Origin of the sequence: Streptomyces sp. NBC_00440, assembly GCF_036014215.1 — a bacterium.
Taxonomy (GTDB): domain Bacteria; phylum Actinomycetota; class Actinomycetes; order Streptomycetales; family Streptomycetaceae; genus Streptomyces.
Window position 1 is genome coordinate 2,706,311 of sequence record NZ_CP107921.1, and the last position, 22,836, is coordinate 2,729,146.

The window sequence follows — 22,836 nt, forward strand, 5'->3', positions numbered from 1 at the left end:
ACAGCCCCTAGGGCCTGCGGGCGATCTGTACGTTCTCCAGCACGCCGAGCGCGTCGGGCAGCAGGACGGCGGCGGAGTAGTAGGTGGTGACCAGGTACGAGATGATCGCCTGCTCGTTCATGCCCATGAAGCGCACCGAAAGGCCCGGCTCGTACTCCTCCGGCAGGCCGGTCTGATGCAGCCCGATGACGCCCTGGTCGTCCTCGCCGGTACGCATGGCAAGGATCGAGCTGGTGTTGTCCTTGCTGATGGGGATCTTGTTGCAGGGCAGGATCGGAACCCCGCGCCAGGCCGGGACCTGCTGGCCGCCGAGGTCGACGTGGTCCGGGTAGAGCCCGCAGGCGTTGAACCCGCGCCCGATCGCCGCGATCGTCCGGGGGTGGGCGAGGAAGAGCTTGGTGCCGCGGCGGCGGCAGAGCAGCTCGTCGAGGTCGTCGGGGGTGGGCGGTCCCGACTGGGTCTGAATCCGCTGCTTGAAGGAGGCGTTGTGGAGCAGACCGAACTCCCGGTTGTTGATCAGCTCGTGCTCCTGGCGCTCCCGCAACGCCTCGACGGTGAGCCTGAGTTGCTCCTCGGTCTGGTTCATCGGCCCGTTGAAGAGGTCGGCGACCCTGGTGTGGACGCGCAGAACGGTCTGCGCGACGGAGAGTTCGTACTCGCGCGGGTTGAGGTCGTAGTCGACGAAGGCACCCGGCAGCACGGCTTCGCCGGTGTGGCCGGCCGACATCGCGATCTCGGCCTCGCCGTGCCGGGTCTGCGGCCGGAGAGCGAGCGAGCCGAACTGCTCCAGGTGGGCCTGGAGACCCGGCGCGCCGGACACCACGGCGTCGAAGTCCGCGCGGGACAGGGTGAGGAGGGTGCCGGAGGTCTCGGCAGTGGCCGTGTAGTCCCACCTCGCGTCGGTGTCCAGAAGGGCGTTCTCCCCGAACCGGTCGCCGTCGGCGAGCAGGGCCACGGAGACCTCGTCGCCGTACTTGCCCGCGGAGGTCTGCTTGATCCGGCCATGGGCGACCAGGTGGATCTGCTCGGCGAGGTTCCCCCGCTCGGCCAGCACCTCGCCCGCGCGGAAGTCGCGCTGGACGCACCGGTCGGCGATCGCGGTCAGCACGCCGACATCGTCGAAGCCGCGCAGCAGGGCCAGTTCGCCCAGCTCGCGGGGGATCACCCGGACTCCGGCACCGTCCTGGACGAACTCGATGAGTCCGTCACCGACGGTGTAGGTCAGACGACGGTTCACCCGGTAGGTGCCGCCCTTGGTCTCCACCCAGGGGAGCATCCGCAGCAGCCACCGCGAGGTGATCTCCTGCATCTGCGGGGCGGACTTGGTCGTGGTGGCGAGGTTGCGGGCAGCCGCCGTGCTCAGACTGGACTGCGGGGATGGCTCCAGCTGTGCTTCCGGGCCGGTCTCAACGGTCATCAGGCGAGCTCTCCTTTGCGACGGCGTCGTTCGGCGCACGCGCGCCGAACGCTGGAAGAGGAACGAAGGGGGCGAATCGCAGGTAATCCGTCCAGATCCACGAGAACGGTAACGGCCTCTTCGCCCAACCCGCCCGGAGAGACAGCCGAGTTACTTCGATGCAGCGATCTCGCTCCGCATCAGGTTTATCGGGTGACCGACGAAATTCGGACAGTACGAGCAATGTGAGGGAGGGGCACAGCGGAAGGGGGTCACAGCGAGGGGGCACAGCAAGAAGGGCGACCAGCCGGCTGGTCGCCCTTCTTGCTGTGCCCCCTCGCTGTATTTCTGGCCTGCTGCGGCGCCGGTCCGCGGTCGGCTACAGCGCGTACCGCACGAACCGCTCAGCGGTCTCCCGCAGCAGTTCCACGCCGTCCCGCGCCCACAGCTCCTCGTTGAACAGCTCCACTTCGACCGGTCCCGTGTACCCGGCCGCGTCCACCCGCTCCCGCCACTCCCGCATGTCGACCGACCCGTCGCCGATCTGGCCGCGGCCGTTCAGGACGCCCGCCGGCAACGGGGTGGTCCAGTCCGCCAGCTGGAACGTGCAGATGCGGCCGCCGGCGCCCGCACGGGCCACCTGCGCCGGCGCCTGGTCGTCCCACCAGATGTGGTAGGTGTCCACGGCGACGCCCACCTGGTCGGCCGGGAAGCGTTCTGCCAGGTCCAGGGCCTGGGTCAGGGTCGAGACCACGCAGCGGTCCGCGGCGAACATCGGGTGCAGCGGCTCGATCGCGAGACGCACACCACGCTCGGCCGCGTACGGGCCCAGTTCGGCCAGCGCGTCCGCGATCCGCTCGCGTGCCCCGTGCAGATCCTTCGAGCCCGCCGGCAGGCCGCCCGAGACCAGCACCAGGGTGTCCGTGCCCAGCGCCGCCGCCTCGTCGACCGCCGTACGGTTGTCCGCCAGCGCCGCCGCCCGCCCGGCCGGATCGGTCGCGGTGAGGAACCCGCCCCGGCAGAGCGTCGTGACGCTCAGGCCGGCATCCCGTACGAGTGCGGCTGCCGCCTCCACTCCGTACTGCTGGACCGGTTCGCGCCAGAGCCCGATCCCCGGAACGCCCAAGTCGGTGCAGGCGGTGACGAGTTCGGGCAGGCTGAGCTGCTTCACGGTCATCTGGTTGATGCTGAAGCGGGCGAGGTCCGCGGTCACTGGGCGACTCCGTACACACTGAGCAAGGACTTCATCCGGCTCTCCGCGAGCGCCGGGTCGGGGAAGAGGCCGAGGCGGTCGGCCAGTTCGTACGCCCGCGCCAGGTGCGGCAGTGAGCGCGCCGACTGGAGGCCGCCCACCATCGTGAAGTGCGACTGATGTCCGGCCAGCCAGGCGAGGAGGACCACGCCCGTCTTGTAGAAGCGGGTCGGGGTCTGGAAGAGGTGTCGCGACAGCTCGACCGTGGGGTCCAGGATGTCGCGGAAACCCTGGCTGTCCCCGGTGTCCAGGACGCGGACCGCCTCGGCGGCCAGCGGGCCGAGCGGGTCGAAGATGCCGAGCAGGGCATGGCTGAAGCCGCGCTCGTCGCCCGCGATCAGCTCGGGGTAGTTGAAGTCGTCCCCGGTGTAGCAGCGGACCCCGTCGGGGAGCCTGCGGCGCAGCTCCACCTCGCGTCGGGCGTCGAGCAGCGACACCTTGATGCCGTCCACCTTGTCCGGGTGGGCCGCGATGACCTCCAGGAACGTGTCGGTCGCCGCATCCAGGTCCGGTGAACCCCAGTAGCCGTCGAGCGCCGGGTCGAACATCGGGCCGAGCCAGTGCAGGATGACCGGTTCGGCACACTGGCGCAGCAACTGCCCGTAGATCTCCAGGTAGTCGTCGGGGCTCTTCGCGGCGGCAGCGAGCCCGCGCGAGGCCATCAGGATCGCCTGCGCGCCGGTCTCCTCGACAACGCTGAGCTGTTCCTCGTACGCCTCGGCGACCTGCTTCAGCGTCACTTCGCCGGGCGGGAGCTGGTCGGTGCCGACGCCGCAGGCGATGGCACCGCCCGCCGACCTGGCCTCGGCCGCCGACCGGCGGATCAGCTCCGCCGCGACCGGCCAGTCCAGGCCCATGCCGCGCTGCGCGGTGTCCATGGCCTCCGCGACGCCGAGTCCGTGGGACCAGAGGTGGCGGCGGAAGGCGAGGGTGGCGTCCCAGTCGACGGCGGGCGGACCGTCGGGCGAGACATCGGCGCACGGGTCGGCGACGACGTGGGCGGCGGAGAAGACGGTACGGGAGGCGAGCGGCGCGCCGCCCACGGTGAACGCGGCGGGTTCGGTGCGGGGCGTGTAGGCGTACGTACCGCCGGCGTCCCCGCCCGCGCCCGCGCCCGTGCCCGTGCCCGTGCCCGGAAGCAGGATGGTCACAGCGTGATCTCCGGAACGTCGAGACGGCGGCCCTCGGCGGAGGACTTCAGCCCCAGCTCGGCGAGCTGCACACCGCGCGCACCGGCCAGCAGGTCCCAGTGGTAGGGCTCGTCGAGTGCGATGTGGCGCAGGAAGAGTTCCCACTGGACCTTGAAGCCGTTGCCGAAGTCGCCGTTGTCCGGGACCTCCTGCCACTGGTCGCGGAACGCGTGAGTGGCGGGCAGATCCGGGTTCCAGACCGGCTTCGGAGTGGAACTGCGGTGCTGTACACGGCAGTTGCGCAGTCCCGCCACGGCCGAGCCCTCCGTGCCGTCGACCTGGAACTCGACCAGCTCGTCGCGGTTGACCCGCACCGCCCAGGAGGAGTTGATCTGGGCGACCGCACCGCTCTCCAGCTGGAAGATGCCGTACGCGGAGTCGTCGGCGGTCGCCTCGTACGGCTCGGACCGCTCGTCCCAGCGCTGCGGGATGTGCGTGGTGGCGAGCGCCTGTACGGAGGTGACGCGGCCGAACAGCTCGTGCAGGACGTACTCCCAGTGCGGGAACATGTCCACGACGATGCCGCCGCCGTCCTCCGCCCGGTAGTTCCACGAGGGGCGCTGCGCCTCCTGCCAGTCGCCCTCGAAGACCCAGTAGCCGAACTCGCCCCGGACGGAGAGGATCTTGCCGAAGAAGCCGCCGTCGATGAGCCGCTTGAGCTTCAGCAGGCCCGGCAGGAACAGCTTGTCCTGGACCACGCCGTGCTTGATCCCGGCGGCCCCGGCCAGCCGCGCCAGCTCCAGCGCGCCGTCGAGGCCGGTGGCGGTCGGCTTCTCCGTGTAGATGTGCTTCCCGGCGGCGATGGCCTTCCGCAGTGCCTCTTCACGGGCGGAGGTGACCTGGGCGTCGAAGTAGATGTCGACGGCCGGGTCGGCCAGGACGGCGTCGAGGTCGGTGGACCAGTGGTCGAGCCCGTGCTTCTCGGCCATCGCCCGGAGGGCGTGCTCACGCCGGCCGATCAGGACGATCTCGGGCCAGAGCACCGTGCCGTCGCCGAGGTCCAGGCCGCCTTCCTCGCGGATCGCGAGGAGGGAGCGCACCAGGTGCTGGCGGTAGCCCATCCGGCCGGTCACGCCGTTCATGGCGATCCGCACTGTCTTACGTGTCACGAAAGGTCCCTCCACACGGTCATAGCAAGCGCTTTCTACGCGGTAAGAAGCTAACCTGCGCACACCGGCCCCGACAAGAGGCACGGGCAAGCGGCACGCACAAGGGGCGCGGGCAAGAGGCGCGGACAGGCGCACGGGCCGCGACCACATGACAGGAGACGCGGGCGAGTGACACGGAGGCAGAGATGACGGCGACCCTCTCGGATGTCGCGGCCCGCGCACGGGTGTCCCCGGCGACGGTGTCCCGGGTGCTCAACGGCAACTACCCGGTGGCGGCGGCCACCCGGGAGCGCGTGCTGGCGGCCGTGAACGAGCTGGACTACGTACTGAACGGCCCGGCGAGCTCACTCGCCGCCGCCACGTCCGACCTGGTCGGCATCCTCGTCAACGACATCGCCGACCCGTTCTTCGGCATCATGGCGGGCGCCGCCCAGTCGGAGATCAGCGGCCAGGAGGGCAGCGGGCGCGCGGGCGGCGAGAAGCTGGCGGTCGTCTGCAACACCGGCGGCTCCCCGGAGCGCGAACTCACCTACCTCACGCTCCTCCAGCGCCAGCGCGCCGCCGCGGTCGTGCTGACCGGCGGCGCCATCGAGGACCCGGAGCACACCGCGGCGGTCTCCGCGAAGCTCGCGAAACTCACCGGCGCGGGAACGCGTGTGGTGCTCTGCGGGCGCCCGTCGATCCCCGGCAGCGAGTCCACGGTGACCGCGCTGCCCTTCGACAACCGGGGCGGCGGACAGCGGCTCACCGAGCATCTGCTGACCCTGGGGCACCGGCGGATCGGTTACGTGGCCGGCCCCGCAGAACGGACGACGACCCGCGACCGCCTGGCGGGCCACCGGCTGGCCATGGCGGCGGCCGGCCTGCCCGACGGCCGGGCGGCGCTCACGGTCCACGGCCCCTACGACCGCCGCTCCGGCTACCACGCCACCCTCGAACTGCTGGGCAGAGAGCCGGGGTTGACCGCGATCGTGGCGGCGAACGACACGGTGGCACTGGGGGCGTGCGCGGCGCTGCGGGAGAAGGGGCTGCGGATTCCTCAGGACGTCTCGGTGGCCGGTTTCGACGATCTGCCGTTCTCGGTGGACGCCGTACCGGCGCTGACGACGGTGCGACTGCCGCTGTACGAGGCGGGGGCGCGGGCCGGACGGCTGGCGATGGGCCGCGAGGCGGTGCCGAAGGGTGGGGTCGCGGTGGTACGCGGCGAACTGGTCACCCGGGCGTCGACGGCTCCGCCCGGACGGTGACGGGGCATGCGGTGACGGGTCCGGCCGTGCGCCGGCCGGGGCGGTGAGCGGACCTGCCCGCGAGGCGGGCTACCGGGAACACGTCACGTGTACCAATGATGTGCTGGCATCAGCACCAGCACCTCTCAGCCTTCAGGAAGGAACAGTGCGTTGAAATTCGCGTTCTCCACCCTCGGAGTGCCAGGAATGACCGTCCCGGACGTGGTGCGGCTCGCAGCGGACAGCGGCTACCAGGGGGTCGAACTGCGCGCCCACGCCGAGGAGGCGCTGCACCCCGGCACCGGACTGCGGGAACGGGCCGCGGCGGTCGAGGAGTTCGCCGGCGGCGGCGTCGAGATCCTCGGGGTGGCCGGATACGTACGGGTGGCCGCGCCCGGCGACGACAAGGAGATCGAGGGCGACCTCGCCGAGCTGGTCTTCCTCGCCGCCGACCTCGGCGCCCCGTTCGTCCGCGTCTTCCCCGGTGGTGGCGGCCAGGATCCGGCCGAGGCCGACGCCGCCGCCGCCCGCAGGCTGGGAGCGGCCGCCGAAGTCGCGGCGGACAAGGGCGTACGGATCCTCCTCGAAACCCATGACTCGCACCGCACGGGTGCCGACGCCGCCCGGGTGCTCGGACCGGTCGGCCACCGGAACGTCGGTGCGCTCTGGGACGTGATGCACACCTGGCTGGGCGGCGAGTCCCCGGCGGCCAGCCATGCCGTCCTCGCGCCGCACCTCGGCTACGCACAGGTCAAGGACATCGCGTCGGCCGAGGACACCACCCCGCTGCCGCTCGGCGCCGGGGTGCTGCCGCTCGCCGAGTGCGTGGAGTTGCTCGCCCCGGGCCAGGGGTGGCTCTGCTGGGAGTACGAGAAGCGCTGGTATCCGCAGGCGGCCGAGCTGCCAGGCCTGCTGACGGCGGGTCGGGAGCATCTGGAACGGCTGGCGGGCGGGACCGCGGCCTGACTGTCCCCTGCCGTGGCACCAGGTGACCTGGCCGACGGGCACGGCGGTCACGACGGCCACGACGGTCACGACGGCCACGACGGCCACGACGGCCACGACGGCCACCAGCACCACGAACCGGCCGGGGCCCGGACCGTCCGCCACCCGCCGTGGCGGACGGTCCGCGTCCGGGCCGGGCCGGGCCGGGCCGGCTTGCTGCCAAACGGGCCAATGCCGCCCCGATCCGGCCCGCACCCTTGACCTGACAGTTACTTTCCGGATATCGGTGCTGCTTGGAAGTTTCCTTCAGTTTCCTTGCGCAGCATGGCCGGAAGGGGCACCAGTGCAGTACCGCACCTCCAGACGCTCTCTGCTCACCGCCACCGCCGTCGCGGTCGCCGCAGCAGCCACGGGCGCCACCGGCGCCACAGCACACGCCGATCCCCGCCGCCCCGATCCCCACCGCCCCGGTCCTGGCCCCAGCGGTCACGACCGGCAGCTCAAGCAGCTCATCGGCCGCATGAGCATCGAGGAGAAGGTCGGCCAGCTCTTCGTGATGCGGGTGTACGGACACTCCGCCACCGCGCCCGACCAGGCCGACATCGACGCCAACCTGAAAGAGATCGGCGTCCGCACCGCCGCCGAGCTGATCGCGAAGTACCACGTCGGCGGCATCATCTACTTCAGCTGGGCGCACAACACCCGCGACCCGCACCAGATCGCCGCCCTCTCCAACGGCATCCAGCGCGCCGGTCTCGCCCAGCGCACCCCCGTACCGCTGCTGATCGCCACCGACCAGGAGCACGGCATCGTCTGCCGGGTGGGCTACCCGGCCGCTCTCTTCCCGGGCGCGATGGCGCTCGGCGCCGGGCGCTCGCGCGATGACGTCCGTACGGTCGGCCGGATCTCCGGGGCCGAGCTGCGGGCGATCGGCATCCGGCAGGACTACTCGACGGACGCCGACGTCAACGTCAACCCCGCCAACCCGGTCATCGGCGTCCGCTCCTTCGGCTCCGAACCGGCCGCCGTGGCCCGGCTGGTCGCCGCAGAGGTGCAGGGGTACCAGAGCTCGCAGGTCGCCGCCACCGCCAAGCACTTCCCCGGCCACGGCGACACGGCGGTCGACAGCCACACCGGGATCCCGGTCATCACCCACACCCGCGCACAGTGGGAGAGCATCGACGCCCCGCCCTTCAAGGCCGCCGTCGCCGCCGGGATCGACGCGATCATGACGGCGCACATCCAGTTCCCCGCACTGGACCCGAGCAACGATCCGGCCACCCTGTCGCAGCCGATCCTCACCGGCATCCTCCGCCAGGAGCTGGGGTACGACGGCGTCGTCGTCACCGACTCGCTGGGTATGCAGGGCGTACGGGACAAGTACGGCGACGACCGGGTGCCGGTCCTCGCGCTCAAGGCCGGTGTCGACCAGCTGCTGAACCCGCCGGACCTCGACACCGCCTGGCACGCGGTGCTCAACGCCGTGAAGAGCGGGGAGCTCACCGAGGAGCGGCTGGACGAATCGATCCTGCGGATCCTGCGGCTCAAGGACCGGCGCGCGCTCTTCAGCAGCCCGTACGTGGCCGAGGTCCGGATCGACAAGACGGTCGGCATCCCCTCCCATCTCGCGACGGCCGACCGGATCGCCGAGCGGACCACCACCCTCCTGGTGAACCAGGACCGGCTGCTGCCGCTCTCCCGGCGCAGCGCCCGGAGCCTGCTGATCGTCGGCCCGGACCCGGCGTCGCCCTCGGGGACGACGGGCCCGCCGACAACCGTGCTCGGCAAGGAGCTGACCGGTCTCGGCTTCACCACCACGGTGCTCCCGACCGGCAGCGCACCCACCGCCGCCCTGATCGCCGACGCGGTGGCCGCGGCGGCGGGCAAGAGCGCCGTGATCGTCGGGACCTACGACGTGGCCGTGGGCGACGCGCAGTCCAAGCTGGTGGCGGCGCTGGTCGCCACCAAGGTCCCGGTGGTGCAGATCGCGATCCGCAATCCGTACGACATCGCGCAGCTCTCCGGAGTCCGGGCCGCGCTCGCCACCTACAGCTGGACGGACGTCGAACTCCGGGCGGCGGCACGGGTGATCGCCGGCCGGGTCTCGCCGCGCGGTGTGCTGCCGGTCCCTGTCCAGCGCGCGGACGATCCCACGAAGGTGCTGTATCCGGTGGGGCACGGCCTGACGTACTGATCCGCCGCCCACCGGAAAGACTGGGCCCATCGGAAGGACTGGCCCACCGGCAACGACTGGGCTCACCGGCAAAGGCTGTGCCCGCCGCGGGACTTCGCGGCGGGCACAGCTCAATCCTCTTCCCTGAAGGGCCAATTACCCTCCGGGGCCGGGGCGGGGACCGGGGTCACGGACGCAGGGACGGTTCGCGCTCCATGCTCTTGCGGTCGAGTGTCGCGTCGTACGGGGCGAGCGGCTTGGCCCGCAGCGGGTCGGCCTGCACCGCTGCCGGGGCCACCCCGGCCCAGGCCAGGATGCGCGCGGTTGCCTTCGCCCTCTCGGCGGGGGCGAGGCCGTCGACGTTCGCGCCGTGGTTCATCCCGGGCGCGGTGAAGACGTAGCTGTCGTGCGGGTGCTTCCCGACGCTGAAGCGCTCGGCGCCCCAGGGGTCGTTCTGCCCGTACACGTACAGCATGTGGTCGGCGTGGTGCTTCACCCAGTTGTCCACGTCGGCCATCACACCGGGCTGGAAGCGCATCGGGATGGAGCTGGGTACGAAGTGCCGCGGCGGCTGGTAGCCGTAGCGGCTCAGCTTGCCGAGCCAGGGCTGCTTGATGTCCGGCGAGCCGAGCTGGGTACCCGCCTGGTAGTAGTACGGCGTGTACGCGTCGAGTCCCTGGTCGGTGTAGAAGGAGAACCCGGAGATCGTGTCGACGGAGTCCCAGATCTCCTGGTCGGTGGCGTGCGGGGCGTCGGCGGGGACGGTGTCGCAGTCGGAGAGCAGGCTGTACTGCCAGAAGCCCCAGATGTAGTCGAGCACCACGGCCTCGTACGCCTTGTCGAGTGACCCGACGGTGCTGAAGGTGTAGCCGTTGTCCTTGGCGTACTGGGCGTACGTCTTCTCCAGCGGCCCGCGCCGGATGAGCGCCTCGCGCTGGACGCCCTCCAGCCGGTCGCGGCACTCCTTGGTGCCGACGGTGCTGAGGAACCGGTCGTACGCCGAGTCCTCGTTGTTGACGACATCGTCGGGCGCGACGTACGCCACGACCCCGTCCATGTCCTTCGGGTAGTAGCGCTCGTAGTAGGTGGCTGTCATGCCGCCCTTGGAACCACCGGTGGTCAGCCAGTTCCGGGTGTAGATCTTCTTGAGCGCCGTGAACAGCCGGTGCTGGTCGCTGGCGGCCTGCCAGATGTCCAGCTTGGACCAGTCGGCGGGCTGCGGCCTGGACGGCGTGAAGTAGCGGTACTCCAGTGACACCTGGTTGCCGTCGACGATCCGGGTCGGCTCGGTGCGGCTGGGCGTGGTGGAGACGTTGTACCCGCCGGTGTAGAACACGGTCGGCCGGCTGGTGTCCTTGTGCAGCAGCGTGAAGCGCTGGTTGAAGGTGCCGTCCGACGGGTGCCGGTGGTCGATGGGCTGGGTGTACTGGAGAACGAAGAAGCGGTAGCCCGGGTAGGGCTTCTCATCGATGAGGCTCATGCCGGGAATCGCGAGGATCCGGGCCTTGATGTCCGTGGTGTCCGGTCCCGCGGCGGTGGCCGCACCGGCTGATGCCCCCGCCGCACTCAAGGTGCCTATGAGCACCACGAACGCGAGCAGCCATCTGAGCGACTTGCGCATTCAGCCCTCCCCTGGGGATCACAACGAGTAGCCGCGAACCTAGCCGGGGTAACACCAGGCACGCCAGACCCAGTTGACCATCGGGAGCGATCACCCGCTCAGCACAGGAACCAGCCCGACGCCCCCTTCTTGCCGGAGACCGCGCCCACAGCCCGGACGCAGCGGTTCGCCGCACGGACCCTCACCGGCCCCGCCAGACGGGTGAACCGCCCGCTGTCGGAGACCGGCAGACCGCCGCGCACCTGGAGCTGGACCGACATCTGCCTCCTGGCGCCCGGCTTCTTGGCGAGGGTGACGGCGCAGACGTACTGGCCGCTCCGGAAGACCTGGAGCCGACCGGTGGCGAAGCCCACGGACCTGACCTCGTGGCCGGGGCACCCGGACGCGGCGCTCGCCGGGTGAGCGCCCGGCACCACCAGGGCGAGCGCCACCGCGGCCGCCGCCGTCAGGCCCGCGGCCCAGCGGCCGGCTCCCGGGCCGCGGGCGGGTGCCCGCACGGACTCGCGCACCGGCGGACGCACCGGTGCGGGCCCCACCCCGTGCTCCGGCCCGCTCTCCGGCTTTCGCCACAACTCGAACACTTCTTCCCCTTCGGCCGCGCGAGCGTATGTGTGTACGGACGCAAGGGACAGTCCGCTGGTTGCGCCGCAGAAGCGGACAGATGATGACAGGTTCGGTGCAACCCATGCCATCCGCCCTGCCACCTGCCCGTGCGCCGGCAGACCGGACCCCCCGTGCACCGGCGGAACCGTCACGAACCGCCGAACCGTCGCCGCGAAACCGTCACCGGCCCGGTTCCGCCAGCGGAACCCCCGCACGGGCGCGTGGCCTGCGACGGCCCCGGACCCCGCCCCGGCCGCCCCGCTCGCGGACCGGCCACAGCAGCACATACGCCGTGGACACCGCTACGAACGCCAGCCGCAGCAGACCGCGCAGGGCGTCGTCCGGAACGACGAAGACACTGCCGTACAGCGTCAGCAGCGCCAGCCAGCTCCACCACGGCACCAGCCGGCGCTGCCCGATGACGTCCCACAGCAGCGTGCCGAGCAGCACCGACGCCGTGTAGTACGTGTAGACGCTCGGGTCGAGCACGATCCGGGCGTTGGCACCGAGCAGGACCACCGCGGGCCAGCGGCCCCGCCAGACCGCCACCGTGCCGAGCACCAGGCCGAGGGCTGCCTGCGCGGGGCGGTCCCAGCCGGGCGTCTCCGGATCGCCGACCCCGAGCCAGCGCAGGGCCGACGCGGGATGGTTGGGGATGGCGAACTTGGCCGCGGCGAAGGACTGCGGGTCGCCGACGAAGAACGGCAGCCAGGCGACCGCCACCAGGCCCGCGCACCACAGGGCGGCCCGCAGCCAGTGCCGCCGGGGAAGGGCCAGCAGCAGCGGGAGGAAGGCCAGCGCGGTGGGTTTGGAGTCCATCGCCAGGGCGAGGAACGCGCCGGTGGCGGCCGGGGTGCCCCGGGTGACGGCCCGGACCGCGAGCGCGGTGAAGAACAGCGCGAGTACGTCGTCCAGGTGCCCGAAGCGGACCGCGACCTCGATCCACATCGGGATGAAGGCGAGCCCGGCGATCAGTACCCGCTGGCGCAGCCGCTGGTGGTTGGTGCCGGTGCCCAGCAGATGGTGTGCGGCGCTGCGCCCGGCCAGAACGACGATGACCAGGCCGAGCAGGGACATCAGCGCGGCGGCGAGGAACTGGCCGGTGGCTTCCGGGAACGGGTTGAACAGTCCGGCGACGAGGAAGCTGACCGGGCCCATCTGGAGCTCGGGATGGTGGGCGTAGAGGTTGAGACCGCCGGAGCCGGAACCCTGGTAGAGCAGCTCGCCGCCGGCGCGCAGATAGTGCCAGGAGAAGCCGCCGTGCGGCTCCACCACGGCGAACCACAGCACCGTCCAGGCGGTGAGCAGCACCAAGTGCATCCGCTGGCTGATCGTCGGCACCGTATCTCAGCTCCCGCTTCCGGTGTGTGCGCTGTCGGGGCTGCACATCCCGGTATGGAAGAGGGCCGAACGGGAGGAAAAGTTGTCCCGGCGGCGGACGTGCGGCCCCGGTAACGCTCTCATCCCGCACTCACAGCACCTTCACGAGGGCCCCGGCCCCTCCCCTCTCCGAGGAAGGGGAGGGGCCGGCCTGATCCAGACGAAATGCCCTACGCCACCACCTCCGCGGGCTCCCCGACGAAGGTCCGCCACAGCCGTGCGTAGCTGCCGTCCAGGGCCAGCAGCTCCTCGTGCGTGCCGTCCTCGACCACCCGGCCGTGGTCCATCACCACCACCCGGTCCGCCCGTGCCGCGGTGGTCAGCCGGTGGGCGACCACCAGCGTGGTCCGCCGGCCGGCGATCCGGTCCGTGGCCTGGTTGACCTGGGCCTCGGACGCCAGGTCGAGCGCGGCCGTCGCCTCGTCGAGCAGCAGGATGTCCGGGTCGACCAGTTCGGCGCGGGCCAGCGCGATCAGCTGGCGCTGACCCGCCGAGAGGTTGCGGCCGCGCTCGGCCACCTCGTGGAGGTAGCCGCCCTCCAGGGTCGCGATCATGTGGTGTGCGCCGACCGCCCGCGCCGCCGCCTCGACCTCGGCGTCGGTCGCGTCCGCCCGCCCGTACGCGATGGCGTCGCGGACCGTACCCGCGAAGAGGTACGCCTCCTGCGGGACGACCCCGAGCCGGTGGCGGTAGGCCGTCATGTCCATGTCCCGCAGATCGGTGCCGTCGGCGGTGACCCGGCCGGCTGTCGGGTCGTAGAACCGTGCGACCAGCTTGACCAGCGTGGACTTGCCCGCGCCTGTCTCCCCGACGAAGGCGACCGTCTGCCCGGCCGGGATCCGCAGATCGATGCCGCTCAGCGCCGCCTCGGCCACATCGGCTCCATCGGTCCCGTCGGCCGCCCCGTACGCGAACGAGACGCCCTCGAAGGCGATGTCGCCGCGCAGCGCGGTGACATCCAGCGGCACCGTGCTCGCCTCGGTCGACGTGGGCTCGGTGAGCAGCTCCTGGATGCGCTTGAGCGAGACGGTGGCCTGCTGGTAGCCGTCGAAGACCTGGGACAGCTGCTGCACGGGGGCGAAGAACAAGTCGATGTACAGGAGGTACGCGACCAGGGCGCCCGTGGTGAGGGTGCCGGCCTCGATCCGGTGCGAACCGACGATCAGCACGGCGGCCGCGGCCACCGACGACAGCAGCTGCACGAACGGGAAGTAGACGGAGATCAGCCACTGGCCGCGCACCCGCGCCTGCCGGTAGTGGTCGCTGCGGCCGGCGAAGCGGCCCGCGCCGGTGGACTCGCGGCGGAACGCCTGCACGATCCGCAGCCCGGAGACGGACTCCTGGAGGTCGGCGTTGACGACGGAGATCCGCTCGCGCGCCAGCTCGTACGCCTGGACGCTCTTCTTGCGGAAGACGTACGTGGCGACGGCCAGGAACGGCAGCGTCACGAAGACGACAAGGGCCAGCTGGACATCGATCACGAACAGCACCACGAGGATGCCGAAGAAGGTGACGACCGAGACGAACGCGGTGACCAGACCGGTCTGCAGGAAGGTGGAGAGCGCGTCCACGTCCGTGGTCATCCGGGTCATGATCCGGCCGGTCAGCTCACGCTCGTAGTAGTCGAGGCCGAGCCGCTGGAGCTGCGCGAAGATCTTGAGGCGCAGCGTGTAGAGGACCCGCTCGCCGGTGCGTCCGGTCATCCGGGTCTCCCCGGTCTGCGCCAGCCACTGGACGGCCACGGTGACCAGGCCGAGCCCGGCCGCCGTCCACACCGCGCCGGTGGCGAGCTTGGTGACGCCCTGGTCGATGCCGTGCCGGATCAGTACGGGCAGCAGCAGCCCCATGCCCGCGTCGACCGCGACCAGGAACAGGCTGATGAGCAGGACGGGCCCGAAGCCGCGCAGCAGCCGGCGCAGCCCGTACGAGGTCTCGGCGGCGACGGCGTGCGCCTCGTCCACGTCCGGGGTGTCCGTGGCGGGCGGCAACGCGGCTACCTGGGCGAGGAGTTCGGGCGTCGCGGGCATCCCGCCGGGGGCGGGGGCGGCGTCCGTGCCGGTGCCGGGGGTCTCGTTGCGTACCCAGAGCGGCGGGGTGATGCCCCGCTCGACGTCGAACTCGGCGTCCAGCTCCGCGCGTACGGAGGTGTCCTCCGGCTCGTCCGCCACGGGCCCGGTGTGGCCGGGCGAGACACCGCCCAGCTCGTCCGGGTCGGTGAGCAGCCGCCGGTAGAGCGCCGAGCGCTCCTCCAGCTCCGCGTGCGTGCCGACGTCGGCGAGCCGGCCCCCATCGATGACCGCGATCCGGTCGGCGAGGTTGAGGGTGGAGCGGCGGTGCGCGATGAGCAGGGTGGTCCGGCCCGCCATCACCCCGCGCAGCGCCTCGTGGATCTCGTGCTCGACGCGGGCGTCCACGGCGGATGTGGCGTCGTCCAGGAGGAGCAGCCTGGGGTCGGTGAGGATGGCGCGGGCGAGCGCGACGCGCTGGCGCTGGCCGCCGGAGAGGGTGAGGCCGTGCTCGCCGACGGTGGTGTCGTATCCGGCGGGCAGCTCGGCGATGAAGCGGTCGGCCTGGGCGGCGCGCGCGGCAGTGCGGATCTGCTCGTCGGTGGCGTCGGGGAAGCCGTAGGCGATGTTGGCGCGGACGGTGTCGGAGAACAGGAAGCTGTCCTCGGGCACGAGGCCGATGGCGGACCGCAGCGACTCCAGGGTCAGTTCGCGTACGTCGTGGCCGCCGATGAGGACCGCGCCCTGCGAGACGTCGTAGAAGCGCGGCAGGAGCAGCGAGACGGTGGACTTGCCGCTGCCGGACGAGCCGACGACGGCGACGGTCTCGCCCGGCGCGATGGTCAGGGAGAAGCCGTCGAGCACGGGCCGGTCGTCGGTGTACCCGAAGGAGACGCCGTCGAACTCGACGGTGGCCTCGGCGTCCGCCGGGAGCGTCTTCGTACCGTCCTCGATGGACGGCTCGGTGTCGATCAGCTCAAGGACGCGCTCGACACCCGCGCGGGCCTGCTGGCCGACGGTGAGCACCATGGCGAGCATCCGGACCGGGCCGACGAGCTGCGCCAGGTAGGAGGAGAAGGCGACGAACGTCCCGAGGGTGATCTCGCCGCGGGTGGCCAGCCAGCCGCCGAGCGCCAGCATCGCGACCTGCCCGAGGGCGGGGACGGCCTGGAGGGCCGGGGTGTAGCGGGAGTTCAGCTTGATGGTGCGCAGCCGCCCGGCGAAGAGCCTGCGGCTGACCGTGCGGATCTTGCCGGTCTCCTGGTCCTCCTGGCCGAACCCCTTCACCACGCGGACCCCGGTGACGGCTCCGTCGACGACGCCGGCGACGGCGGCGGCCTGCCCCTGGGCGTACCAGGTGGCGGGGAAGAGCCGGGTCCTGCTGCGTTTGGCGATGATCCACAGGGCGGGCGCCACGGCCACGGCGATCAGCGTGAGCAGCGGGGAGAGCCAGGCCATGATGACCAGCGAGATCACGAACAGCAGCACGTTGCCGAGGGTCATCGGCAGCATGAAGAGCAGACCCTGGATGAGCTGGAGGTCGCTGGTGGCGCGGCCGATGACCTGCCCGGTGGACAGCTCGTCCTGCCGGCGCCCGTCCAGCTTCATGATCGTTCCGTACATCTCGGTACGGAGGTCGTGCTGGACGTCGAGCGCGAGGCGTCCGCCGTAGTAGCGCCTGACGTAGGTGAGGACGTAGACGACGACGGCGGCGCCGATCAGCAGCCCCGTCCAGACGGCGAGGGACCGGGTGCCGTTGCCGATGACGTCATCGATGATCACCTTGGTGACCAGCGGGACGAGCGCCATGACGGCCATCCCGGCGAGCGACGACCCGAGGGCCAGCAGCACATTGCGCCGGTACCGCCAGGCGTACCCGACGATCCGCCGAGCCCAGCCCTGCCGCCGCGCTCCCCCGGCCGCGGCGACCTGGGCCTTGTCCTGCTGCGCGCCGCCCTGCTGCGCACTGTCCTGTTGCGCGCTGTCCTGTTGCGCGGCGTCCTGTTGCGCGGCGTCCGCCACTGGTGCCTCCCGTTGTCTCATACCACCGGAAGGATCCAACGCGGCGACCTGGGGATTTCATCCCGCTGCAACATTCCGGGGTACGGGTCCGTCCGAAGGACGTACGGGGACAGGTCTGCGGACCTAGGTCTTTCGTTTGGATCCTGCCGGGCTCGCGGCCTGATCCAGACGGACGGTGCTAGCGCGACTGCGCCCAGTCGTAGAGGCGGTGGGCGCTGTCACCGAAGCGCGTGGCGTAGAGCGTGGGGGTCGGCCCGCCCGCGAGTTCCTCGCTGGTGGTGGTGATGCCCACGACGGTGCCGGTGCCGGTGCGGGTGTCGAAGTGGGCCAGGTGAGGTCCACCGCTCGATCCGGCCGACATGTCGCAGGTCTCACCCCACAACAGGGGCACCTTGGGACCGGGGTGGCTCGTGCCCGCGCAGTGGATCATGCGGGAGCCGACGTACTTGTCCTTGGGATCGTTGAGTCCGTTGCTCGGGTATCCGAAGGTATGGATGAACTCGCCCTCGACGGGCTGACCGAACCCGATGTGCTGGCTTCCGGTGATGTCCGCGATCGGTTGTCCCCCGGCAGCCGGGTTCGCCACGAGGAGTCCCGTGTCGTAACCGGCGGCAGCGATGTCCGACGATTGCGTGGTGTCCGGGTCGGCGTTCCAGCGGGAAGAGGTGGCCATGGTCCTGATGCTGAAGCCACCGAGCGGTTTCGTTCCGTTGCGATAGCCGGGAACGAAGTAGAAGTTGTGGTTCCAGGTGTCGTCGCCGGAAGGCGAACCGACGCCTCTCAGACAGTGTGATGCCGTGACGACGGTACTGCGGTTGGCGCTCGTGACGACCGTCGCGGTGCAACTGCCGTCGTAGCCGTCGGAGAAGGTGAAGAACAGGCGGCCGACGTTCTTCACCACCGCCCCGCCGTGAGTCCACACGGACCCGGAGTCCGGCGTGTTCGCGGGAAGCGGCCGCGGGTCGTCCGGCGTGTCGTCGTCCTTGGGTACGGGGGTGATCTCGGGGACGACAGCGCTCGCCAGCTTCAGCCGCTCAGGGGTCCAGTAGGCGTCTGTCCGGTTGCGCTCCTGTGCGGTCGTGGCGCCGGCGTGGGTGGTGGTGGTGTCCGGTCCTGCCGCGCCGCCGCTGCTGGACGAGGGGTTGTGCGGTACGGCGTTGGCGGCCGCGGCCGGCGTGACCAGTGCGACGACGGCCGCCGACACCGTGACGGTGGCCCCGATCGCGCGGCGGAGGGTCCTGCGGGTGCTGCCCTGCTGACCGCAGGGGCGATGAGATGGAATGTGCATGCGCCGGGACAGTAGTCACGCGATGTCAGGAAGCGGTCAGAGAAGCGTGCAGGCGGTGTCAGCACGGCGGGTCGGCGCGTCGGCGCGTCTTGCCGGACGGCGGGATGGTGGCCGAGCATCTCGCGAAGCTGCTGCGCGGGCGCCGCGAGCAGTTCGGGACCCGCCAGGATACTCACGCGCCGGCCGGCGCCCGCTGGTCCTGCACGAGCAGACGGCCTCCCCGAGGGTCTCCACATCCCGTAAAATCTGGTCGGTCCACCAAAAAGCAAGATCAACTTCTCTTGACCTCGGTGGCTTCAACCACTACTTTTCGATGAAGTAGACCTGTAATCACTGAAGGAGGCGACCAGCAGATGTACACCTGCTCTGATGTCGCTCGCCTCGCCCGCCTCACGGTCTGGGCCCCGGGTCAGGTCGCACACGGCTGCTGAGCACGCCGTTCTGATGTGCCGCCTTCCGTGGCACGTTTCTTTGATTTCCCCCTCACCATTCCCGGCACAGCGCTGACGCGTGCCGATGTGCGCCCGCCCCTGACGTGGCGCGTCCGAGCATAGAAAGCTGCCCGAAATTGGCGAACATGATGAATCGACCTGCCCTGCAGCGAAATCCTGCCCCGCAGCGAATTGAAGGCCCGTCATGATAGGGGCGCGCATCACGGTGAACGGGAAGGAAGCAGCGCTCGCACCGACCGCACCCCACACCACGGTGCTGGACTTCCTGCGCGAGCGTGGCCTCACCGGCACCAAGGAGGGCTGCGCGGAGGGCGAGTGCGGCGCCTGTTCGGTCCTGGTGGCCCGGCCCGGCGTGAACAAGCCCACCGACTGGGTGGCGGTCAACGCCTGCCTGGTCCCGGCCGCGGCACTGGACGGCCAGGAGGTCATCACCTCCGAAGGTCTCGCCACCCCCGGCAAACCCGGAACACCACCCGAACTGCACCCGGTTCAGGAGGAGATGGCGGTCCGCGGCGGCTCCCAGTGCGGTTACTGCACACCGGGGTTCATCTGCAGCATGGCAGCCGAGTACTACCGCCCCAACCGCTGCGCGCACGCGGAACCGGCCGGCTCGGCGGGCGGCACCGACACGGACGTCGATGCCGACACCGACGCCGAGCACGGTCCGAACGGATTCGATCTGCACGCGCTGAGCGGGAACCTGTGCCGTTGCACCGGTTACCGCCCGATCCGCGATGCCGCGTTCGCCGTCGGTACGCCTGCCGACGAGGACCCGCTGGCGCAGCGTCGCGAGCAGTCGCCGCCCGCACCGGTTGCCACCGAATACACCCGGGACGGCAGCTCGTTCCTGCGCAAGAGCACGCTGGCCGAGACACTGCAACTGCTGCGCGAGCGGCCCGACGCGGTGGTGGTCGCCGGCTCCACGGACTTCGGCGTCGAGGTGAACATCCGTTCCCGCCGGGCGGATTGCGTGGTCGCCGTCGACCGGCTGTCCGAGATGCGGGAGCTGCGGGTCGCATCCGACCACATCGAAATCGGGGCGGCACTGACGCTCACCGAGATCGAACGCCGCCTCGATGGCAGCGTCCCGCTGCTGGCAGAGCTGTTTCCGCAATTCGCGTCCCGGCTCATCCGCAACGGGGCGACCCTCGGCGGCAATCTGGGTACCGGCTCGCCCATCGGTGACAGCCCGCCCGTGCTGCTCGCGCTGGACGCGTCGGTGGTGCTGGCCGACGCCGACGGTGAGCGCGAGGTCCCGCTGGCGGACTACTTCACCGGCTACCGGCAGAGCGTGCGCCGTCCCGGCGAGCTGATCCGCGCGGTGCGCGTCCCGCTGCCCCTGTCGCCGGTCGTGGCCTTCCACAAGATCGCCAAGCGGCGTTTCGACGACATCTCCAGCGTGGCCGTCGCCTTCGCGCTGGACATCCGGGGAGGGGTCGTCCGTACGGCACGCATCGGTCTGGGCGGCGTGGCCGCCACCCCGATCCGCTCCCTGGCCACCGAGGCGGCCCTGGAGGGCAAGCCGTGGACGGCGGAGACCGTCGAGGCCGCGGCCCCCGTACTGCGGGCCGAGGGAACACCGATGAACGATCACCGCGCCAGCGCCGACTACCGCTCCGCGATGCTCGGCCAGAGCCTGCTGAAGCTGTACGCGCAAACCACTGAGGCGGTGCCGTCATGAGCCATTTGTCCGAGATCCCCGAGAAGCCGGTCGTCGGCGTTTCGATGCCGCACGAGAGCGCCTTCCTGCACGTCACCGGTACCGCTCTCTACACCGACGACCTGGTCCAGCGCACCAAGGACGTCCTGCACGCGTACCCGGTCCAGGTCATGAAGGCCCGCGGCCTGATCACCGCGCTGCGCACCGGGCCCGCGCTGACCGTGCCCGGTGTGGTGCACGTCCTGACCGGTGCTGACGTACCCGGCGTCAACGACGCCGGCATGAAGCACGACGAGCCGCTGTTCCCCGACGAGGTCATGTTCCACGGCCACGCGGTCGCCTGGGTGCTCGCCGAGACCCTGGAGGCGGCCCGGATCGGAGCGGCCGCCGTCGAGGTGGAAATCGACGAACAGCCCTCCCTGATCACGTTGCAGGACGCGATCGCGGCCGGCAGCTATCACGGTGCCAAGCCGGTGATGGTGGCAGGAGACACCGACGCGGGCTTCGCCGAGTCCGCGCACGTGTTCAGCGGCGAGTTCGAGTTCGCCGGCCAGGAGCACTTCTATCTGGAAACGCATGCGGCGCTGGCGCAGGTCGACGAGAACGGGCAGGTGTTCATCCAGAGCAGCACCCAGCACCCTTCGGAGACCCAGGAGATCGTCGCGCACGTGCTCGGTCTGCCCAGCCACGAGGTGACGGTCCAGTGCCTGCGGATGGGCGGCGGCTTCGGTGGCAAGGAGATGCAGCCGCACGGGTTCGCGGCCGTCGCCGCGCTCGGCGCCAAGCTGACCGGCCGGCCGGTCCGGTTCCGGCTCAACCGGACTCAGGACCTGACCATGTCGGGCAAGCGGCACGGGTTCCATGCCGAGTGGCGGATCGGCTTCGACGCGGACGGCCGCATCCAGGCCCTGGACGCGACGCTGACCGCGGACGGCGGCTGGAGCCTGGACCTGTCCGAGCCGGTGCTGGCCCGTGCGCTCTGCCACATCGACAACACCTACTGGATTCCCAACGCGCGCGTCGCCGGGCGTATCGCCAAGACCAACACGGTCTCCAACACCGCGTTCCGCGGCTTCGGCGGACCGCAGGGCATGCTGGTGATCGAGGACATCCTGGGCCGCTGCGCACCACTGCTCGACCTCGATCCCATGGAGTTGCGGGAGCGCAACTTCTACCGGCCGGGGCAGGGCCAGACGACGCCGTACGGGCAGCCGGTCACGCAGGCCGAGCGGATCTCCGCCATCTGGCAGCAGGTTCAGGAGAACGCCGGTATCGCCGACCGCAAGCGCGAGATCGCCGCGTTCAACGCCGCGCACCCGCACACCAAGCGGGCTCTCGCGATCACCGGCATCAAGTTCGGCATCTCGTTCAACCTCACCGCCTTCAACCAGGGCGGCGCGCTGGTGCTGATCTACAAGGACGGTTCGGTCCTGATCAACCACGGCGGCACCGAGATGGGCCAGGGCCTGCACACCAAGATGCTGCAGGTGGCCGCGACCACGCTCGGGATCCCGCTGCACAAGGTCCGGCTGGCCCCGACGCGTACCGACAAGGTGCCCAACACCTCTGCCACCGCCGCCAGTTCCGGGGCGGACCTGAACGGCGGGGCGGTCAAGAACGCCTGTGAGCAGTTGCGCGAGCGGCTCCTTCAGGTGGCGGCCTCCCGGCTGGGTGCGAACGCCTCGGACGTACGCATCGTCGAGGGCGTCGCGCGGGCGCTCGGCAACGACCAGGAGCTGGCCTGGGACGACCTGGTGCACACCGCGTACTTCCAGCGGGTCCAGTTGTCGGCGTCCGGTTTCTACCGGACCGAGGGACTGCACTGGGACGCGAAGAGCTTCAGGGGATCGCCGTTCAAGTACTTCGCCCACGGCGCCGCCGCGACGGAGGTGGAGGTCGACGGCTTCACCGGCGCGTACCGCATCCGGCGGGTGGACATCGTGCACGATGTCGGCGACAGCCTGTCCCCGATGATCGACATCGGTCAGGTCGAGGGCGGGTTCGTACAGGGCGCGGGCTGGCTGACGCTTGAGGACCTGCGCTGGGACACCGGCGACGGGCCGAACCGGGGCCGACTGCTGACCCAGGCCGCGAGCACCTACAAGCTGCCGAGTTTCTCGGAGATGCCCGAGGAGTTCAACATCACGCTGATGGAGAACGCCACCGAAGAGGGCGCGGTGTTCGGGTCCAAGGCGGTGGGTGAGCCTCCGCTGATGCTGGCGTTCTCGGTACGGGAGGCGCTGCGGCAGGCCGCTGCCGCGTTCGGGCCGGGCGGGACCAGCGTCGAGCTGGCCTCGCCCGCGACGCCGGAGGCGATGTACTGGGCGATCCAGGCGGCTCGGCAGAGCGACACCGGCCGGCAGAACGGCCACGCGCCCAACGGGTTCACCACCAACGGGCGGGCCGCGAACGGGCAGACCACCAACGGCCCGGCCGCCAACGGGCAAGCCGCGAACAGGCAGACCGCGAACGGCAAGGTCCGAACCGACGCAGAAGCCTTGAGCGGTGCCTGA

At 70.8% G+C, this 22,836-nt stretch carries 14 protein-coding genes; 5 read left to right on the forward strand and 9 right to left on the reverse strand.

The window, feature by feature from the left end; translation table 11 throughout:
• Positions 1 to 7: 7 nt before the first annotated feature.
• From OHB13_RS12105 to OHB13_RS12120, 4 genes are all read right to left on the reverse strand, one after another.
• Entirely contained in the window at positions 8 to 1,417 is a 1,410-nt protein-coding gene (locus OHB13_RS12105) for a family 2B encapsulin nanocompartment shell protein (RefSeq protein WP_266856877.1), read from the reverse strand.
• Between the two features lie 358 nt (positions 1,418 to 1,775).
• Positions 1,776 to 2,573 carry a sugar phosphate isomerase/epimerase family protein gene (locus tag OHB13_RS12110; protein WP_266861061.1) on the reverse strand — a complete coding sequence of 266 codons (798 nt, stop codon included), beginning with the start codon at positions 2,571 to 2,573 and terminating at the stop codon, positions 1,776 to 1,778.
• Positions 2,574 to 2,605: 32 nt separating this feature from the next.
• Positions 2,606 to 3,799, reverse strand: coding sequence for a dihydrodipicolinate synthase family protein (locus tag OHB13_RS12115; RefSeq protein WP_405751277.1), 1,194 nt, complete (start codon positions 3,797 to 3,799; stop codon positions 2,606 to 2,608).
• Positions 3,796 to 4,947: a Gfo/Idh/MocA family protein gene (locus OHB13_RS12120; protein WP_266856875.1), complete on the reverse strand. Its 1,152-nt coding sequence runs from the start codon at positions 4,945 to 4,947 to the stop codon at positions 3,796 to 3,798. The genes OHB13_RS12115 and OHB13_RS12120 overlap by 4 nt, the downstream gene beginning before the upstream one ends.
• 185 nt (positions 4,948 to 5,132) lie before the next feature.
• Here OHB13_RS12120 and OHB13_RS12125 point away from each other — a divergent pair, with 185 nt between their 5' ends.
• From OHB13_RS12125 to OHB13_RS12135, 3 genes are all read left to right on the forward strand, one after another.
• The gene (locus OHB13_RS12125) at positions 5,133 to 6,194 is read left to right on the forward strand and encodes a LacI family DNA-binding transcriptional regulator (RefSeq protein WP_266856874.1); all 1,062 of its coding nucleotides are present in this window, start codon (positions 5,133 to 5,135) and stop codon (positions 6,192 to 6,194) included.
• A gap of 150 nt (positions 6,195 to 6,344) precedes the next feature.
• Positions 6,345 to 7,139, forward strand: a complete 795-nt coding sequence (locus tag OHB13_RS12130; protein WP_328377090.1) for a sugar phosphate isomerase/epimerase family protein — start codon at positions 6,345 to 6,347, stop codon at positions 7,137 to 7,139.
• 322 nt (positions 7,140 to 7,461) lie between these two features.
• Positions 7,462 to 9,312 (forward strand): glycoside hydrolase family 3 protein, encoded by a 1,851-nt coding sequence (locus OHB13_RS12135; RefSeq protein ID WP_328377091.1) that lies wholly within the window; start codon positions 7,462 to 7,464, stop codon positions 9,310 to 9,312.
• 166 nt (positions 9,313 to 9,478) lie between these two features.
• On the opposite strand, the gene OHB13_RS12140 is transcribed toward OHB13_RS12135, so the two are convergent.
• From OHB13_RS12140 to OHB13_RS12160, 5 genes are all read right to left on the reverse strand, one after another.
• Positions 9,479 to 10,912 (reverse strand): S28 family serine protease, encoded by a 1,434-nt coding sequence (locus OHB13_RS12140; protein ID WP_328377092.1) that lies wholly within the window; start codon positions 10,910 to 10,912, stop codon positions 9,479 to 9,481.
• Positions 10,913 to 11,010: 98 nt separating this feature from the next.
• On the reverse strand, positions 11,011 to 11,493 hold the full coding sequence (locus OHB13_RS12145) for a hypothetical protein (protein ID WP_323183826.1): 483 nt from the start codon (positions 11,491 to 11,493) through the stop codon (positions 11,011 to 11,013).
• 202 nt (positions 11,494 to 11,695) lie between these two features.
• Positions 11,696 to 12,835, reverse strand: coding sequence for a hypothetical protein (locus OHB13_RS12150; RefSeq protein WP_328380276.1), 1,140 nt, complete (start codon positions 12,833 to 12,835; stop codon positions 11,696 to 11,698).
• A gap of 230 nt (positions 12,836 to 13,065) precedes the next feature.
• Entirely contained in the window at positions 13,066 to 16,785 is a 3,720-nt protein-coding gene (locus OHB13_RS12155; protein ID WP_328380277.1) for an ABC transporter ATP-binding protein, read from the reverse strand.
• A 316-nt stretch (positions 16,786 to 17,101) separates the two neighbouring features.
• Complete coding sequence (locus OHB13_RS12160) at positions 17,102 to 18,211, reverse strand: trypsin-like serine peptidase (protein WP_328377093.1); 1,110 nt, start codon at positions 18,209 to 18,211, stop codon at positions 17,102 to 17,104.
• A gap of 636 nt (positions 18,212 to 18,847) precedes the next feature.
• Between OHB13_RS12160 and OHB13_RS12165 the strand changes: the two genes are divergently transcribed.
• Both OHB13_RS12165 and xdhB read left to right on the forward strand, forming a co-directional pair.
• Positions 18,848 to 20,344 carry a xanthine dehydrogenase small subunit gene (locus tag OHB13_RS12165; RefSeq protein WP_328377094.1) on the forward strand — a complete coding sequence of 499 codons (1,497 nt, stop codon included), beginning with the start codon at positions 18,848 to 18,850 and terminating at the stop codon, positions 20,342 to 20,344.
• Positions 20,341 to 22,836, forward strand: coding sequence for a xanthine dehydrogenase molybdopterin binding subunit (gene xdhB / locus OHB13_RS12170; RefSeq protein ID WP_328377095.1), 2,496 nt, complete (start codon positions 20,341 to 20,343; stop codon positions 22,834 to 22,836). Before OHB13_RS12165 ends, xdhB begins: the two co-directional genes overlap by 4 nt.